The sequence below is a fragment of the Candidatus Competibacteraceae bacterium genome (assembly GCA_016699715.1).
Classification (GTDB): Bacteria; Pseudomonadota; Gammaproteobacteria; order Competibacterales; family Competibacteraceae; genus Competibacter.
This window is the reverse complement of record CP065007.1, coordinates 1117224-1134583: the sequence shown is the minus strand read 5'-3', so window position 1 is coordinate 1134583 and position 17360 is coordinate 1117224. Positions and strand designations below refer to the sequence as shown.

At 61.6% G+C, this 17360-nt stretch carries 13 protein-coding genes and 3 pseudogenes; 7 read left to right on the top strand and 9 right to left on the bottom strand.

What is annotated here, in order from left to right:
• Nucleotides 1–202 precede the first annotated feature (202 nt).
• A complete protein-coding gene (locus tag IPM89_05140; GenBank protein QQS55201.1) occupies nucleotides 203–421 on the top strand; it encodes a hypothetical protein in 219 nt (72 codons plus the stop codon).
• Between the two features lie 332 nt (nucleotides 422–753).
• Nucleotides 754–1125, top strand: a complete 372-nt coding sequence (locus IPM89_05135) for a DUF2237 domain-containing protein (protein QQS55200.1) — start codon at nucleotides 754–756, stop codon at nucleotides 1123–1125.
• A gap of 67 nt (nucleotides 1126–1192) precedes the next feature.
• Here the strand turns inward: IPM89_05135 and IPM89_05130 are convergent, their stop codons facing one another.
• The 4 genes from IPM89_05130 to IPM89_05115 form a co-directional block, all read right to left on the bottom strand.
• Nucleotides 1193–1948, bottom strand: a complete 756-nt coding sequence (locus IPM89_05130) for a hypothetical protein (GenBank protein QQS55199.1) — start codon at nucleotides 1946–1948, stop codon at nucleotides 1193–1195.
• Between the two features lie 103 nt (nucleotides 1949–2051).
• Nucleotides 2052–3248 (bottom strand): acetyl-CoA C-acyltransferase, encoded by a 1197-nt coding sequence (locus IPM89_05125; protein ID QQS55198.1) that lies wholly within the window; start codon nucleotides 3246–3248, stop codon nucleotides 2052–2054.
• A gap of 19 nt (nucleotides 3249–3267) precedes the next feature.
• A complete protein-coding gene (locus IPM89_05120) occupies nucleotides 3268–5631 on the bottom strand; it encodes a 3-hydroxyacyl-CoA dehydrogenase/enoyl-CoA hydratase family protein (protein ID QQS55197.1) in 2364 nt (787 codons plus the stop codon).
• 222 nt (nucleotides 5632–5853) lie between these two features.
• Nucleotides 5854–6111 carry a glutaredoxin family protein gene (locus tag IPM89_05115; protein QQS55196.1) on the bottom strand — a complete coding sequence of 86 codons (258 nt, stop codon included), beginning with the start codon at nucleotides 6109–6111 and terminating at the stop codon, nucleotides 5854–5856.
• Between the two features lie 115 nt (nucleotides 6112–6226).
• Here IPM89_05115 and IPM89_05110 point away from each other — a divergent pair, with 115 nt between their 5' ends.
• Together IPM89_05110 and IPM89_05105 are read left to right on the top strand one after the other, a co-directional pair.
• The gene (locus IPM89_05110; protein ID QQS55195.1) at nucleotides 6227–7819 is read left to right on the top strand and encodes an acyl-CoA ligase (AMP-forming), exosortase A system-associated; all 1593 of its coding nucleotides are present in this window, start codon (nucleotides 6227–6229) and stop codon (nucleotides 7817–7819) included.
• A 20-nt stretch (nucleotides 7820–7839) separates the two neighbouring features.
• Nucleotides 7840–9075 (top strand): pyridoxal-dependent decarboxylase, exosortase A system-associated, encoded by a 1236-nt coding sequence (locus IPM89_05105; GenBank protein ID QQS55194.1) that lies wholly within the window; start codon nucleotides 7840–7842, stop codon nucleotides 9073–9075.
• A 160-nt stretch (nucleotides 9076–9235) separates the two neighbouring features.
• Here the strand turns inward: IPM89_05105 and IPM89_05100 are convergent, their stop codons facing one another.
• Together IPM89_05100 and IPM89_05095 are read right to left on the bottom strand one after the other, a co-directional pair.
• On the bottom strand, nucleotides 9236–9562 hold the full coding sequence (locus tag IPM89_05100; protein ID QQS55193.1) for a hypothetical protein: 327 nt from the start codon (nucleotides 9560–9562) through the stop codon (nucleotides 9236–9238).
• A 267-nt stretch (nucleotides 9563–9829) separates the two neighbouring features.
• Entirely contained in the window at nucleotides 9830–10096 is a 267-nt protein-coding gene (locus IPM89_05095) for a DUF2721 domain-containing protein (protein ID QQS55192.1), read from the bottom strand.
• A 6-nt stretch (nucleotides 10097–10102) separates the two neighbouring features.
• On the opposite strand from IPM89_05095, the gene IPM89_05090 reads away from it, so the two are divergent.
• From IPM89_05090 to IPM89_05080, 3 genes and pseudogenes are all read left to right on the top strand, one after another.
• A complete protein-coding gene (locus tag IPM89_05090) occupies nucleotides 10103–10912 on the top strand; it encodes a hypothetical protein (protein ID QQS55191.1) in 810 nt (269 codons plus the stop codon).
• A pseudogene (locus tag IPM89_05085) lies at nucleotides 10807–11927 on the top strand (transposase). Before IPM89_05090 ends, IPM89_05085 begins: the two are co-directional and overlap by 106 nt.
• 75 nt (nucleotides 11928–12002) lie before the next feature.
• A pseudogene (locus IPM89_05080) lies at nucleotides 12003–13062 on the top strand (IS630 family transposase).
• 240 nt (nucleotides 13063–13302) lie between these two features.
• On the opposite strand, the gene IPM89_05075 reads toward IPM89_05080, so the two are convergent.
• The 3 genes and pseudogenes from IPM89_05075 to tssI form a co-directional block, all read right to left on the bottom strand.
• The gene (locus IPM89_05075; protein QQS55190.1) at nucleotides 13303–14256 is read right to left on the bottom strand and encodes a hypothetical protein; all 954 of its coding nucleotides are present in this window, start codon (nucleotides 14254–14256) and stop codon (nucleotides 13303–13305) included.
• A gap of 3 nt (nucleotides 14257–14259) precedes the next feature.
• The gene (locus IPM89_05070; protein QQS55189.1) at nucleotides 14260–14841 is read right to left on the bottom strand and encodes a DUF4123 domain-containing protein; all 582 of its coding nucleotides are present in this window, start codon (nucleotides 14839–14841) and stop codon (nucleotides 14260–14262) included.
• A 367-nt stretch (nucleotides 14842–15208) separates the two neighbouring features.
• Nucleotides 15209–17305 (bottom strand): annotated as a pseudogene (tssI, locus tag IPM89_05065) (type VI secretion system tip protein VgrG).
• Nucleotides 17306–17360 lie beyond the last annotated feature (55 nt).

Sequence of the window (17360 nt, the reverse complement as noted above, 5' to 3'; positions counted from 1 at the left end):
TCCGCGCCTTCGCCCAGCCCCCTTTGGCCTGCTCCAAAAACTCACCACCGTTCGCTCGTCGCCCCATCGCCACACCTCCTCTGTTATGGAATAACTTATTGGCATCAATAATGCTTCGATCAGTTTGACGCCTATGTGTCAGTCGGCCCGAACACGGGGGTTTCGGGCCGGTTTCGATCACTCAAACCGAGGGGATGCCATCATGTCATTAGCCATTGCAGCCGACAAAACGCTGGTCTGGGACCACCAGCAAACCAGGATGGTGCAGAAAACCCGGGTAGCGGTTCAACTGGTGGGCAACCACGGCGGTATCTATCGCGAAGCGGGGCCGCTGTATGTGGAAACCGCGCAGGAAATCTTCGAGGCCACGCAACTGTTGCGGGAGCGGCTGATCAAGTCGCTGCTCTCGGGAGTCGGCTGAAGCGGGGACGACACCGTCATGATCCACCGTCTCCCCCTTCCGTATGTTCCCTACCGGCATTTCGCCGGCAAACCACCTGGCGCGGCCTGACTCGCTCGGGCCGCCGCCGCCTCGCGCCTCCCAAGCCGCCAATCGTCGCAACTTGCTCCCATAGTCCAAACCCAGCAGGATCGGATCAGTTTGAGCCGGGACCATGGCCCACTCCCAAACTGGATGGCGTTCGTTGCCGCCGCGTTCTATGCTCAAACGCAAGCTGGGCCAGAGCTATCCACCAATCGGCATGGACCCCAACCTCTCGTCTTTCATCTCCTACTTTCACTGCGGAAAAATCCATGACAACGGCAAAAAACGCACTCGGCGGCAGGTTGGAAACCTGCTGCACTTCACCCATGACCGGCTTTACCCGTACCGGCAAATGCGAAACCGGCCTCCAGGACCCAGGCATTCACGCGATCTGCGTCCAAATCAGCGCCGAGTTCCTGGCGTTTAGCCAATCGCGCGGCAACGATCTGAGCACCCCCGTACCGGCGTTCGCCTTCCCCGGCTTGCGCCCCGGCGACCGCTGGTGCCTGTGCGCCGCCCGTTGGCAGGAAGCGCTGGATGCCGGCGTGGCGCCGCGCGTGCTGTTGACGGCGACGCACGAGGCGGCGCTGGAAGTGGTCTCGCTAAAAGATCTCAAGCAATACGCGCTTGATCTGAATTGAGTTCGAACCACCCCGGCGCGCGCCGCCTCTCTTTTCCGAGCAGGGGAACCGTAAAAACCCCTGCCCGCTATTTAGCCAGCCTGATACCCGGCGCCGGCGTTTCTTCGAATATCTCCCGATAGCTGACGTAAACCGCGCAGACGGTGACCGGCCCCAGCACGAGCAAACCCAGCCCAAGCGGAATGACCGCCACCACCGCCAGCACCAGATAGATCAAACCGAACACCAGCAAGGGCAACATGTTGATCCAGCAGGCGGCAACGCTGGCCTGCACGGCGGGCCAGGCATTCTGGCCGGACAGCATGACCAGGGGAACACCGTAGAACAGCGCCATGGCGACCACCAGGCCGATGCTCATCACGACCAACAGGGCAATAAGGCCGGCACCGACGAACAGTCCGCCCATCGCCTCGGGCGGCACGCCCGCGCCCGCGCCGTTCATCATCGCGCCCATCATCATGCCGCCCCCCACGAACATCACCACCACCAGCGTCATCAGCACGTAACCGGCCACGCTGATCAAACCCAGCATCACCAGCGGCCCCATCCGCTCCTGATCCCGAAAGCCCTGGAACAGATGGCCGATTTCCAAAGTCTCGCCCCGCGCCTGCGTCGCCGCCCCATACAACATCCCGCCGACCAGCACCGGACTCAGCAGGGCCTGGGCGATCACCCCCACGAACGGGATCAGTGACAGCACCACGCTGATGGCCAGATAAATCAGCAGCATCACAATCCAGACTCCGGGTGCTTTGACGAACAGCCCCCAACCTTCGACGATCCAGCCCCAACCCCGTCCCGCCTCCACACGTATCGCAGTCATGAACCATCTTCCTCCTGGTTAAGCCATTAGATTCTTGCTGGCCAGCATAGCGCAAAGCCGCCACCGCGAGGTCGGATCAACCACCCGACCCGCCTTGAGCCGGTTACAGCACTTCGAACACCCCCGCCGCGCCCATGCCGGTGCCGATGCACATCGTCACCATGCCGTACTTGCCGCGGCGGCGGCGCATCCCATGCACCAGGGTCGCGGTGCGGATCGCACCGGTCGCGCCCAGCGGATGGCCCAATGCAATCGCCCCGCCCAGCGGGTTGACCTTGGCCGGGTCCAGGTCCAGCTCGCGCATCACCGCCAGACTCTGCGCGGCGAACGCTTCGTTCAGCTCGAACCAGTCGATATCGTCCTTATGCAACCCGGCCAGATCGAGCGCCTTCGGAATGGCGGCGATGGGGCCGATACCCATGATCCGCGCCGGCACACCCGCCACGGCATAGCTGATGAAGCGCGCCAGCGGTTTCAGGTTCAACTGATTGATCAGGCGCTCGCTCATCAGCAGCACCGCCCCGGCGCCGTCGCTCATCTGCGAGCTGTTGCCGGCGGTGACACTGCCTCTGGCCGCAAACGCGGGCTTGAGCTTGGCCAGGGCTTGCACGCTGCCATCGGGGCGCGGACCTTCGTCGTTCTCCACCACCCGCTCGCGGATTTGTACCTGCATGCTCCGATGGTCCGGCACCCGGTCCGCGACCGTGTAGGGCAGGATTTCCCGCCGGAATTCGCCGCCGGCGATGGCGGCGGATGCCCGACGATGGCTCTCCACGGCAAAAGCGTCCTGATCCTCGCGCGAGATTTTCCACTGCTCCGCCACCTTCTCCGCCGTCAAACCCATGCCGTAGGCGATGCTGATGTTCTCGTCTTTCGCGAACACCTCCGGATTGAGGGCGAGCTTGTTGCCACCCATCGGGATCATGGTCATGGTTTCCGTACCGGCGGCCAGCATCACGTCGGCCTCGCCCAGGCGGATGCGGTCGGCGGCCTGCGCCACCGCCTGCACACTGGACGCGCAGAAGCGGTTAATGGTCATGCCCGGCACGCTGTCCGGCAATCCGGCCAGCAGCAGGCCGATACGGGCCACATTCATGCCCTGCTCGCCTTCCGGCATGGCGCAACCGACGATCACGTCGTCAATCAGTTTTGGGTCCAGCCCCGGACATTGATCCACTATCCCGCGCAGCACATGGGCCAGCAGGTCGTCCGGGCGGGTGTTGCGGAACGCGCCGCGCGCCTTGCCGACCGGCGTCCGCGCGGCGGCGACGATATAAGCATCCTGGATTTGCTTGCTCATCGATCACTGCTCCCGTCAATCAGTTGCGCAACGGCTTGCCGGTCTTGAGCGTGTGCTCGATCCGGGCCTGGGTCAGCGGGGTTTGGGCCAGCTCGACGAAGTGCTTGCGCTCCAGCCCGAGCAACCATTCCTCATCCACCAGGGTATTGGCATCGACCTCGCCGCCGCACAGGGCGTGGGCGATGCTCAGTCCCAATCGGTGGTCGTGGGGGGAGATGAATCCGCCGTCGCGCAGGTTGACCAGCACCATCTGACAGGCGGCGATGCCAGCACGGCCCGCCACCCGGATCTTGCGCGGTTGCGGTGGCCGATAACCAGCCTCGGCCAGTGCCCGCGCCTGCGTCTTGGCGACGTACAACAGTTCGTGGGGATTGAACACGATCACATCGGACGCCTTCAGGTGGCCCAGTTGCCTGGCCTCCTCGGCGCTGCGCGAGACCTTGGCCATGGCCATCGCCTCGAAGTACGGACGCAAAAACGGCAATAGATCGCCGCCCTTGGCCTCGGTCATGGCGCGCAGGGCGAACTCCTTGCAGCCGCCGCCGGCCGGGATCAGCCCGACCCCGATCTCGACCAGCCCGATGTGGCTTTCCAGCGCCGCCACCACCCGGTCGCAGTGCATCAGAAACTCGCAACCGCCGCCCAGCGCCAGCCCTTGCACCGCCGCCACCACCGGCAGCGCCGCATGGCGCAGCGCGGCGGTGGTACGTTGAAACTTGGCGACGGCGTTTTCGAAGGTCACGATATCGCCGGCTTGCAGCACCGGCATCGCCTGCGCCAGATCGGCGCCGACACTGAACGGCGCCTCGGTCTGCCACAGCACCAGACCGTCGAAGCGCTGCTCGGCGATCCGCAATGCCTCCAGCACTCCATCCAGGACCTCGTCGCCGATCATGTGCAGCTTGCTCTTGAAGCTCAGCACGCCGATGTCGTCGCCACTGGTCCACAGCCGCACGCCCGCGTTCTCGAACACGGCCTCGCCGTAGCGAGGCGGCGCTTCGCCCAACACCTGCTCGGGATAAAGCTGGCGCCGATAGACCGGCAGGGTCGAACGCGGCTTGTAGGCGTCCTCCGCCGCCGAGTAGGCACCTTCGGGCCGATGCACGCCATCCACCTGCTTGACCCAGACCGGTAGCGGCGTCGGGCTCATGGCCTTACCGGTGGCAATGTCCTCCTCGATCCAGGCCGCCACCTGTTGCCAACCCACCGTCTGCCAGATCTCGAACGGCCCCATGCTCCAGCCGAAACCCCAGCGGATGGCAAAATCCACATCGCGGGCGGTATCGGCGATTTCCGCCAGCAGCACCGCGGCATAGTGGAATACGTCGCGCTGGATCGCCCACAGGAACTGGGCCTGCGGATGCTCGCTGGCGCGCAGGGCGGCAAACTTCTCGGCGGGATTTTTGATCTTGAGGAGGGCTTGCACCGTCTCGTCGGGCTGGGCACCGGCGTCCCGATAGTCGCCGGTGGCCGTATCCAGCACCTGTTTGCCTTTGTCGGCATAGATGCCGGCCCTGCTTTTCTGACCCAGCGCACCTTTTTCGACCAGTGCGCTCAGCCAGTCGGGGACGGTGAAATAGCGCCGCCACGGATCTTGTCGCAACGCCAGCGCCGAACCCCTGATCACATGGTCCATGGTATCCAACCCGACGAGATCGGCGGTGCGGTAGGTGGCGCTCCTGGGCCGGCCGATGGCTGGGCCGGTCAGTGCGTCCACCAAATCCAGCTTCAACCCCAACGCCTGGGTATGGTGCATGGCCGCCACCATGGAAAATACGCCGATGCGATTGGCAACGAAGTTCGGCGTGTCCTTGGCGCGAACCACGCCCTTGCCCAACACGCTGACCAGAAAGGTTTCCAGCAGATCGAGAATGGCCGGATCGGTGGTTTGGCAGGGAATCAGCTCCACCAATGCCATATAGCGAGGTGGATTGAAGAAATGGATGCCACAGAAACGCGGGCGCACATTCTCCGGCACCGACTCGGCCAGCAGGCTCAGCGGCAGACCGGAGGTATTGGTGGCCAGAATCGCCCGCTCGTTGAGATACGGCGTGATCCGCCGGTACAGATCGGCCTTCCAGTCCGGGCGCTCGGCGATGGCTTCGATCAGCAGGTCGCAGCTCCGCAATACCTCCAGGTGCTGATCGTAGTTGGCGGGCTGGATCAGATCAGCCCGTTCCCGGACGGTGAACGGCGCCGGACTGAGCTTGATCATGTTGGCGATGGCCTTGATCACGATCCCGTTGGGATCGCCGTCCTTGACCGGCAGATCGAACAACACCACCGGCACGTCGGCGTTGGCCAGATGAGCGGCAATCTGCGCGCCCATCACGCCCGCGCCCAGAACCGCCACCCGGCGGATCGCTGCCGCGTGACTACTCATAATGCGTTACTCATCATCGTGGATATCCTCTCGGGCTGCTGTCGAAATGCTCCCTGCTCCCAATCGCCGCCGCCATCATGGAAAGAGCGGGGCGAGCGGTCACGCTAAAAACAAAGCCGGGGACGGCAGCCCGGCTGTTTCGAATGGGCGGCATCGTCGCCGGGTCCCGGAGTGATTTGCACGATGATCGGGCACACCCATTCCAAAACGCGCAAAATCCGTTCAATCGGGCTGATGACCGCATAACAGGCGCCGGACCCCAGCCTCATCGAAAGGCCAATCCAGCTCGTTGTCGGTATCCAGGCGACGCAGGACCGGGATGCGGACACCGTAGCGTTCCAGCAACGCCGCATCGTCAACGATCTCGACCGTGTTGACCCCAGCGGTTTGCCGCCGGACCAGCACCTCGGCTTGTTCGCATAGGTGACAGCCGCTGGTCGCATACAGCACCAGGATCGGTTCGACCCGCCGAGATTTCATGCGCCTCCCTCCAAGCCAGCCAGGAAATTATCCCTCCGGCGTTCGCCACCGCGCCGGCTATTATCGTTCATAATTATATTCATCATCCGCCCACGAGATTCATTCACCTATACGCATGGCCAGACTGCTGCACGAACTTATTCTCGAACAGGCGGAACGCGCGCCCACCGCCGTCGCGGTCGTTCACCGGCAGGCCAGCCTGGACTATGCCGCGCTCGCCAGCCTGGTTCAGGCCGCGGCTCGCGGCTTTCTGGCGCTCGACTTGCACCGAGCCGAACGGGTCGCCATCTACCTGCCGAAACGCTTGGAAACCATCGCCGCCCTGTTCGGTACCGTACTGGCCGGCGGCGTGTTCGTGCCGATCAATCCCTTGCTGAAAGCCGAACAGGTAGCCTATATCCTGCGCGACTGCAACGTTCGAATCCTGATCACCGCGCGCGACCGGGTCGATCTACTGGAACCGACCCTGGCCGACTGCCCGGACCTGCACAGCCTGGTGCTGGTCGATGCGGTCCCGTCCGCCAGCCGCCACCTGCATCACACCCAGATCATCGACTGGTCCGAGCTGCTGGACGCCGATGCCCGCCAGCCGGTGGCTCGGGTCATCGACATCGACATGGCGGCCATTCTGTATACCTCGGGCAGTACCGGCAACCCCAAGGGGGTGGTGCTTTCGCATCGCAATATGTTGAGCGGTGCCTTCAGCGTCGCCGAATACCTGGGCAATCGCGCCGATGATCGTATTCTGGCGCTATTACCGTTCAGTTTCGATTATGGCCTCAGCCAGACGACCACTGCTTTCGCCACCGGTGCGCGCATCGTGCTGATGGATTATCTGCTGCCGCGCGACGTAATCAACACGGTCGCCCGCGAAGGTATCACCGGACTGGCCGCGGTGCCGCCGATGTGGGTGCAACTGGCGCTGCTGGAATGGCCGGCGACAGCGGTGAACAGCTTGCGCTATCTCACCAACTCCGGCGGCGCCATGCCGCGCGCCACGCTGGCGGCCCTACGTCGGGCCTTGCCGAAAACCACGCCTTTCCTGATGTACGGCCTGACCGAGGCGTTCCGCTCCACCTATTTGCCCCCGGCGGAAATCGAGCGCCGGCCGGACTCGATCGGCAAGGCCATCCCCAATGCCGAAGTGCTGGTGGTGCGCGAGGATGGCTCGCCCTGCGCGCCCGGCGAGCCGGGCGAACTGGTGCATCGCGGCGCGCTGGTGGCGCTGGGTTACTGGAACGATCCGATCAAAACCGTCGAACGCTTCCGCCCGGCACCCGGCCAGAACCCCGGCCTGCCCTTGACCGAACCGGCGGTCTGGTCCGGCGATACGGTACGTGCCGACGAGGAGGGTTTCCTGTACTTCATCGGCCGCAAGGACGACATGATCAAGACCTCCGGTTATCGGGTCAGTCCCACCGAAGTCGAGGAAGTGCTCTACGGCAGCGGCCAGGTCGTCGAAGCGGCGGCGCTGGGTATTCCGCACCCGATGCTCGGCCAGGCGGTGGTCGCGGTGGTCAAGCCGCTGTGCGACGATTTCAACGAAAGCGAGCTGATCGCCCGCTGCAAACGCTACCTGCCCAATTTCATGGTGCCTTTGCGGGTGATCGTCCGCCGCGGCGATCTACCGCGCAATCCCAACGGCAAGATCGACCGCAAAAGCCTGGTCGAGGAGTTCCGCGCGCTGTTTCCGGAATCAGTGATCTGAGGATCGAAAGGATATGACCGATGGGTAAAACCCGTCCCACGCACTGGCCCATGAGCCAATTTCCGGTCGTCGACGACTGCTTGCGGGTTAGCGGCATGCCGCTGACCCAACTGGCGGCGCGGGTTGGACAAACCCCGTTTTATGCCTACGAGCGCCGGCTGCTGGACCAAAGAGTGGCGCTGCTGCGCGACGCGCTGCCGCCGGCCATCGAACTGCACTACGCGGTCAAGGCCAACCCGATGCCGACGGTGGTCCAGCACATGGCCGGATTGGTGGACGGGCTGGACGTCGCCTCACTGGGCGAATTGCGCGTCGCGCTGGATGCCGGGGCGAACCCGGCCCGGATCAGTTTTGCCGGCCCCGGCAAGCGCCCGCCGGAACTGGCCGCCGCCATCGCCGCCGCCATCACCGTCAACCTGGAATCGCCCAGCGAATTGGAAACGCTGGCGCGGCTCGGGCAAGAACAGGGTCGGCGGCCCAAGGTCGCGGTGCGGATCAATCCGGATTTTGAGTTGAAAGCCTCCGGGATGAAGATGGGCGGAGGACCCAAACCGTTCGGGGTGGACGCCGAGCAGGTTCCGGCCCTGCTGCGACGGATCGGCGAGCTGGAACTGGATTTTCAGGGCTTTCACATCTTCACCGGCTCACAGAATCTGCGCGCCGAGGCCATCGTCGAGGCCCACGACCGCAGCTTCGAGCTGGCCCTGCGGCTGGCGGCCGACGCGCCGGGAGCGATGCGCCTGCTCAACATCGGCGGCGGTTTCGGCATTCCCTACTTCCCCGGCGACCGACCGCTGGATCTGGCGCCAATCGCCGCCAATCTGGAACGCTGGCTGCCGGTGGTCAAGGCGCGGCTACCCCAAGTGCAAGTGGTGCTGGAACTGGGCCGCTATCTGGTCGGCGAAGCCGGTATCTACGTGGCCGAGGTGGTGGACCGCAAAGTGTCGCGCGGCCATACCTTCCTGATCACCAATGGCGGTTTGCATCATCACTTGGCGGCATCCGGCAACTTCGGCCAGGTGATCCGCAAGAATTACCCGGTCGTGGTCGGCAACCGGGTCGTCGGCACCGAACGGGAGACGGTCTCGGTGGTCGGGCCGCTGTGCACACCACTGGATATTCTGGCTGACCGGATGGATCTGGCGAAAGCCGACATCGGTGACCTGATCGTGGTGTTCCAATCCGGTGCTTATGGGCTGACCGCCAGCCCGACCGCGTTTCTCAGTCATCCGCCCTGCCTGGAAGTGCTGGTGTGACGGGTGGCGTAAAAAAACCACGATCATTCGCTTTCCGCCAGTCACAAAGGCCATGATTTCCATCCGCTTAAACACCTTGCCGATTCCGTTGCGCCTCAATCGCTCTTGAGGCGCTCGACCGTGAAACTCCGCGGGATCGCGAGCGGCGGCCGGGCCAACCTCAGTGTGATGGATCGCCCAAGCCCCCGATGTCTTGGCCCAAGGGGCGGGCAAAAGTGTAGTTGGCGGGTTGTACGACGAGTGTCCGCGCGGCTTGTTCGGTGCTGCCATTGATCAAGGTAAGGGGCAGCCCCACCACGAAGATAGCCGTGCCGAGCACCGTCGCCACGAGGCCACCAGGTCTGGCGAGCAGGAGGTCAGCGGTCGTGGCGCCGGCGGTCGCCTCCGGGTTTGAACGATTCTCTCCAGCGCCCGTCAGGCAGGGAGTCAAGCTCAGAGTGGCCGCCAAGATAAGGACGGTGCGGCGTGGAGTGATCACGGAATTCATCGCTTGGAACCTCTCAGTACGGTTACGGGGGTGTGGGGCGCTCAGAGTCCGCCCCAAATAATGTGGCTGGATGGTGACCACGCGCCTCTACCCCACCGAAAAGCGCGGGGCGGTAAGCATAGACCCCATCAGTTACCCGTGGGGCACGGGATCGTTCGCTCAGCAAAGCCTTCTGTCCTCTCGGTTCGGTCAAGCGAGCGGCCAAGACTACCGGCCAAGCACCCACGGGCACATGGTCCCCGTTCCCAGCTAACGGGCCTGATCCCGTCATCGAACCGCTTTAGCGGTGATTATGAATAGAATGGCGAAATAGATCAGATTGCCCCGGCGGATCAATTGCGTCATCTCCTGCCGCTGTTCCGCCGCCGACTCGTCCGTGAGCGCACACAAGCGTTCGTGAACCACGCGCCGACGGTCGACGATCCGCCCCAACCGATTACTCAGGATCGTAATCAGGGTGCCCATGGCGACCAGCAGGAACGCTGGGGCAACCGAGAGCTGAATGACGCGGGTAATGTCGCTGTAACTTCTCAATAAGTCATGGCGGCCTTGGCTGACGATATTCAGTTAGAGTACCCCATCGAGTCTCCCATCCTCACCCTGGAATCACCCCCCGGCATGCCGACTCCCCCGATCCAACTCCCCGACCTCCCCGACGCGGAACGGACCCCGCTGGTCGAGCAGTTGTTGGCATTGATCGAAGCGATGGCCGAGACCATCCATCGTCAAGCAGAGACGATTCAGCAGTTGCGCGATGAGATTGCGGTGCTCAAGGGCGAGAAGCCGAAGCCGACGTTCAAGCCGAGCGGGATGGAGAAGCAAACCGATCCCAACGTGACGGACGGCCGTGACGGTGACGGTGACGGGGAATCGAAGGGCAAACGGCCGGGTTCGGCGAAGCGGCACAAGACCCAGGACTTGATCATCCACGAGGAGTGTCCGATTCCGCCCCGCGACGTGCCGGCGGGCGCCCGCTTTAAAGGGTATCGGGATTTTGTGGTGCAGGATCTGAAGATCGAGCCGCACAATACCCGCTATCGGCTGGAAGTTTGGCGGACCCCCGACGGCGAGTATCTATACGGCGAGCTGCCGCCGGCGCTGCAAGACGGGCATTTTGGTCCGGGGTTATACCGTTTCTCGATAGGTTTTACCTTCCCACACGCCTGCTGGGATTGCGCTACACTTCATCCTGGCCTACCAGTTAAAAAGTCAAAATCTACCGGGAATTGGTATTACGTGCCTACATGCTCTATCAGCACCATCAGTGTCATGTCACCCAGCCGCTGTTGCGCGAACAACTGCTGGAATGGGGCATCGACCTCTCCGCGGGGCAGATCGATGCCCTGCTGAGCGGGCACAACGAGCCGTTCTTTGCCGAAAAGGATCGGCTGCTTGCGGTGGGTCTAGCGGTGAGTTCCTTTATCTCGGTCGATGATTCGGGGGCTCGCCATCAAGGCCGCAACGGCTACGTCACGCAGATTGGCAATGATTTCTTTGCCTGGTTCTCCAGCACCGAGAGCAAGAGCCGGATCAATTTTCTGCAACTTCTACAAGCGGGCACACCGGTCTATCGGCTCAATGACGAGGCGTTGGCGTATTGGCGCGAGCAGGGGTTACCCCAGGCGCTCTGCCAAAACCTGATGGCGCATCCCACGGTGGAGGGGGTCACCACCGCGGCCTGGGAGCAACAGCTCGACGACTGGGGCCTGGTCACCGAACGGCATCGCCGCATCGCCACCGAAGGGGCCCTGGTGGGCGGGCTGTTCGCGAAAGGACTCTCGCACGACTTGGTGATCGTGAGCGACGGTGCCGGGCAGTTCGCCATTCTGCTGCATGCCTTGTGTTGGGTGCATGCTGAACGCCTGATTCACAAACTCATCCCGCTCGATGAGAACCATCGCCAGGACCAGGAACGGGTGCGCGACGAACTCTGGACGCTCTACGCCGACCTCAAGGCGTACCAGCGCGACCCCGATCCAGCGGCGATGGACGCCCTGCGCGCGCGCTTCGAGGCCCTCTTCACTCAGAAGACCTCCTTTGCGACCCTCAATAACACGCTCAAGCGTCTGTATACCCATCAGTCCGAGTTGCTCCTGGTGCTCTTGCGCCCCGACGTCCCGCTGCATACCAATGGCAGCGAGAACGACATCCGGGGGTTTGTGAAATGGCGCAAGGTCAGCGGCGGAACGCGCAGTGACTTGGGGCGACGCTGCCGCGACACCTTTGCCAGCTTGAAAAGACCTGCCGGAAACTCGGGATCTCGTTCTGGGACTACCTGAACGACCGGATCGGGCAGGTTGGTGCGATCCCCCCTTTGCCAGAGATCGTTCGAGAACGGGCGGCGGCGGCAGAGGCCGTGCCGTGAGTTATTGAGAAGTTATACCATTTATGATTAGATTTTGTTATCATACTTATTTAACCTACTTTTATTGATCCAGTCATGAGCCGCTCATTACAAGTCGAAATCCACGAATCCTCCGAAGAACTAAAGCGCATAATGAATGAACAAACTCACGCCAAGTTTCGAGAGCGATTACAAATTCTATATTGGATTAAAAGTGAGATTTTTCATTCTTTACAAGATTTAGCCGATCATTTAGGGCGATCGAAATCCGTCATTGTCAAGTGGCTCAAAGTATATCGTACCCAAGGCTTAATCGGGCTGTTGCAGTGGAATTATCATGGCGGCCGTCGTTCGAGAATTACCGAAGCTATGAGAGAGGCACTCCAGCGCCGTCTGGACGATCCGACTCATGGATTTCATAGTTACGGACAAATCCAGCAGTGGCTTCTCCAGGAATACGAGGTCGATATTCCTTATTCAACAGTGCATCAAGTCGTTCGTTATCAACTCAAAGCAAAACTTAAAGTGGCGCGGCCAACGAGCGTTCATCGCCATGAAGAGGCGGTGGTTTCTTTTAAAAAAACTTCCACGACAACTTGAATTAATTGATATTCTTCAGCAAGTTGAAAATGAAGCAGTCCGGCCTTTACGGTATTGGTGCCAAGATGAAAGTCGCTTTGGATTAAAAACGATCACCCGGCGGGTCATCACCGCACTGGGGATTAAGCCAGTTGGTCCAGTTCAATGGACCTTTCAATCATTTTGGCTCTATGGTGCCATTGAGCCACTGAGTGGCGAAAACTTCTTTTTAGAATTTTCCCATTTAGATGCTGATTGCTTTCAGTGGTTTTTGAATGAATTTTCTAAAACTTATCCGCACAGCCTCAACGTAATTCAATTGGATAACGGTCGCTTTCATTCTGCCAAAAAACTCGTAATCCCCGATAATGTCGTCTTATTATTCCAACCGCCTTACAGTCCCGATGTGAACCCCATTGAGCGTGTTTGGCAATCAATGAAAGATCAATTGTGTTGGATCAATTTAAAAACCCTAGATGAACTACGTAAAAAAGTGGATGAACTCATTCAATCGCTTCTCCCAAGCGAAGTGGTTTCTTTGACCAGTTTTGATTTTATCTTATCCGCACTAAAGTAGTAAAATCTATTAGTAATCGGTATTACATGTCGCTGAGGTGCGGTTCCATCATGCATGGGGCAAGGTCTGAAGTGGGCTCTAGCAGTCCATCACCACTCGGTCTCTCACTACAATCTCGCCTCAATCATCTCCTGACAGGCACCGTTGTTGTTGCCGATCCCGACCATCTCCACGCTTAAAAAATGAGCGTTTTCCGGTCCTTGTGCTTGGGTTTTGATTCAGACGGTGGAGCCTGAGTCGTCACAAGAAATCGGGCGGGTCCTCGACGATCCGCCGGTAGGATTTAGCTGGCTTGGCCAGAGCGACGGCGCTCTGCTCGGCTCGGCGAGGACAAGCGGGCAAGCATTTTTCCAGATACTTCAAGGCGGTTTCCCGCAGGGCTGTTCCCTTTTGCGCCGGATCGGCCAGCGCCGGATCGGTCAGGACCGCCGCCGCCCAGGGATAGAGGGGATCTCGATCAAAGCCGCTGCCCAGCACGAAGGCCAAGGCCAGGTAGCTCATCATGCCGGGTTCGGTGGTGACGCCGTAGTACTTGGCGGCTTCATAACCGGAGCGCACCACAGCGCGCAACGTCCCTTCGCCGAGCGCCTTGTACTTCTCCGGGGCCAGCGTTTGCAGCAGCAACAGTACGCGGTGGCCGAAGCTGGGCGCGTTCGGCAATCCCTCGAACACCTGCGGATGGCGCAACACGCTCAGCGTCTGCCGCAAAAACTCATTGTCCGGCCCCACCGTCCGATCCAGAAACGCCATCGCTTGCTCGTACAACGGCACGATGCGGGTATCCGGTGTTTCCGGCGGAGGCGCGGGCTCGGTTTCCTCGGGTGGCGGCACAGCGGTCGGAGCCGGAGTCGGAACCGCCTCGGCTGGAGGCGCCGCTTGTTGCGGTTCCTCGGCGGGTGGTGGTGGCGCGGGCGGTTGCAGCGGTGGCATCCAGGCGAGTTGCGGGTCCTCGTCGAATGCGCTGCCCAGCATAAACATCAGGGCGAGGTACAGGTACAGGCCGCGTTCGGTTTGCAAGCCCCGGCTTTCGGCCCGCTGCAAGCCGTAGCGCACGACCTTGCCCAACTGGGCGGTACCCAACGCGGCGGCCTGTTCTGGAAAAAAGGCTTGCAGATGAGCCAACAGGCCGGCTTCGAAGCGTTGCACCGCGACCTGCTCGAAAACCTTCATCTGCGACTTGCGTATCACCAGCATCGCTTACCCCTTCCCCGCGCTCTGGCCCGGCCCGCCTACCGCAGACCGCGCCGGCGACTCCAGTTCGACCCGCTCACTACCGAGCTGGCCGTCGGCAACCCAGAACTTCAGCAGCTTGCCTTCCTCATCCTCGCACAGCAGGCGGGAAATCGGGCCGAACAGCGTCCGCAACTCGTCGGCGTCGCAGGTCGGCAGATAAACGCGCAACACCCGGGGATCGTAGTAACGGAAATACAGCGGCTGAAAATCCGGATCGTAAGCCATGACCAACCCGCACAAATGCTCGCGCATCGGCCGCCATTCCGTCGAACTGAGGGCAAAGATGCCCCAATGTCGCCCCCAACCCTGCTGGAGCAGCCAAGCCGTAAAGGGGGACTCCCGCTCCAGGATCACCTGATACGGCGCCACCCGGGCCAGTTCGGGGATCAGCTCGCCGCGATAGAGGCACACCGCCTCCATTCGGTGCTCCCGCAACGCCCGCGGCAAATCGGGGATAGCGGCGCCGTCCAGCACCGCGTAGACCCGCGCGCCGGGATCGGCGAACAAGTGCCGAGTCAAGACATCGAGTGGATTCTGGTTAGCCATGCGTGCTGTCTCCGGCGACGATCAGTCGTTCCGGTCAATACCGGATGGAGCGCGACGCCGGAAATGGCGACGACCGGTCGGCCACCAGCAAAGCAGGGTCATGCCATCAGTCATGCGTGGTTCTCCCCCCTCGCGGCGGGGCCGGCGGCGGCTGGTAAGCCGGCTTGCCACTATCGCTGGCGTTCTGGGCCGTCTGGGCTTGCGCGGCCTGCTGCTGCGCTTGCGGCGATGGCGGCGGCGGGTTGGAGGCAGCGGCGGGCGGTGGCGCGGCCGACGATCCGCTTCCGGCCGGCAGCCCGTCATCCAACAGTTCGACGTCGCCGACGCTGGCCGAATCCAGACTTTGGCTTTGCTGCCGCGCCTGGGGTCCGGCCTGGGCATCGCTGACCTGACCGGATTCGGCGGTGGCCGCTTCCTGGGGTGCCGTGGGCGGTGACGGCGGCGACGGCGCGGCGGGCGAGCACCCGGCGCCGGAACCGGCCGCGCCACCACTGTTGATCATGACCAGCGTGCCTTGAATGAATACACCCGCCGGATTAATGTTGACGAAGTTACCGCCAACCTTGATGGTCAGCGACGCGCCGGCCTCGATCACCACGTTCATGCCGCCCTTGATGTGGACCTCCATCCCAGCGTCCACCGCGCACTTCATGCCGGCCTTCTGCTGCAAATCCATGCCGGCATCGACCGAAATCGTGCCACCGGCCTTGATGTTCTGCCGGCTGCCGACCTTGAGGTGCTGATCGCCGCCGATTTCCTCTTTCTGATCGCCGCCAATCTTCAACGAGGCCGTGCCATCGACCTTGGCTTTCTGGTCGCCATTGACGGTCAGATGTTGATTACCCTCCACTTTTTCCAGTTGGTCGGCCTTGACGATCAGATGCCGTTCGTTGCCGATCCACTCGAAGGCGTCCTTCTTGACCCGGATGTCCTGGTTGCGCTGGGCGTGGATGAACATCTGCTCGCTGTCCTTGGCGTCTTCCAGCCGGATCTCGTTGAAGCCGTTGCCGCCCTTGCTGGAATTGCTCTTGAGCGTGGACATGGTGGCCTTGGCCGGCAGACCGTAGGGCGGCATGTTGATGCCGTTGTAGACCCGACCGGTCACGATCGGCTGGTCGGGATCGCCCTCCAGAAAATCGACGATCACTTCCTGGCCGATACGCGGAATGTTCATCGCGCCCCATTGCTTGCCCGCCCACATTTGCGAGACTCGAATCCAGCAGGAACTGTTCTCGTCGGCCTGACCGTAGCGGTCCCAGTGAAACTGGCATTTCACCCGCCCGTACTGATCGGTGTGGATTTCCTCGCCGCTGGGCCCCACCACGGTGGCGGTTTGCGGCCCCTGCACCACTGGCTTGGGGGTCACGCGCGGCGCGCGATACTGCTGCTTGGCCTCAATGGCGACGATCTCGCTCCGGTGCGGTTTGCCGGAAATCCCGCCTTCCAGGAAGGATTCGAATTCGTCCGACTCGATCTGATGCATGGCGGACACGATCAGATATTCGCGGTTCTGGTCCTCACGCGAGCAGTTGCTCAGACTAAACAGGTAACCGGCCGCCAGTCCGGCGGCGTTACCCTCCCCTCGGGCGACCTCGTGCTGGGCCAGCAATTCCTCCAGCCGGATCTTGGAATAGCTGCTGCCATCGCCAGGGTCGGTATACTCGCCCGGATAATCGTAGATCTCCATGTTCGCCAGGGCGTGGCTCTTGGGCTTATTCAACACCGAGCGCAAGTTCTTGCGCGGGGCGGTAAAATCGTAATCGTTCAGGGCATAGACGCCCGGTTGCACGTTCTGGACGACATGCCATTCGTACAAGTGATCCCGCTCGCGGTGGTCGTGAGTATCCGGCGGAAAATAGGGCACGGTCTCGTATTTCGGGAACTTTTCGTGGGAACCGTAGTTGTCGGCCAGCACCAGTATGTGCTTGCCGTTTTCGTGCTTGAAAAAGCAGTATATGCCCTCCTGTTCCATCAGCCGGCAGACGAAATTGAAATCGGTCTCCCGATACTGCACGCAGTACTCCCACTCGCGGTAACTGCCACCCAGGGCGTCCTTGAAATCGGTGAAACCCTGCTCCCGGAACACGTCCTTGATGATGTCGGGCACTTTCTTGTTCTGGAAAATCCGGCAGTCGGCGGTGCGGGTCAGAAACCACGGCCAAGGGTTGAGGGTGGCGCGATAGGCCCCATAGCGCAGGCCCCGGGTCCCGATATAACTAAAACGGGTCACCAGGCCATTGAAGTAGCGGGTACCCTGTTTGTAGGGCAGTTCCAGGCGGACCGTCATGTTGGTGCCCAACACATCCGCCAGCTTGATGTCGGTTTTCTCGCTGAACAGTTCCAACTCGCACTCGAACAGCCGGCCCATTTGCTCGGTGACGGTCATGCGTCCAAACAACAGCACATCCTCGCCCAGGACGCTGTTGACGGCGATCATCCGGTGTTTTTGCGTGGCGGTAGCCATACCCTCAAACTCCACAAGCCTGCTGCGCGACGCAGCCTTGTCGTTGAGTGTAGCA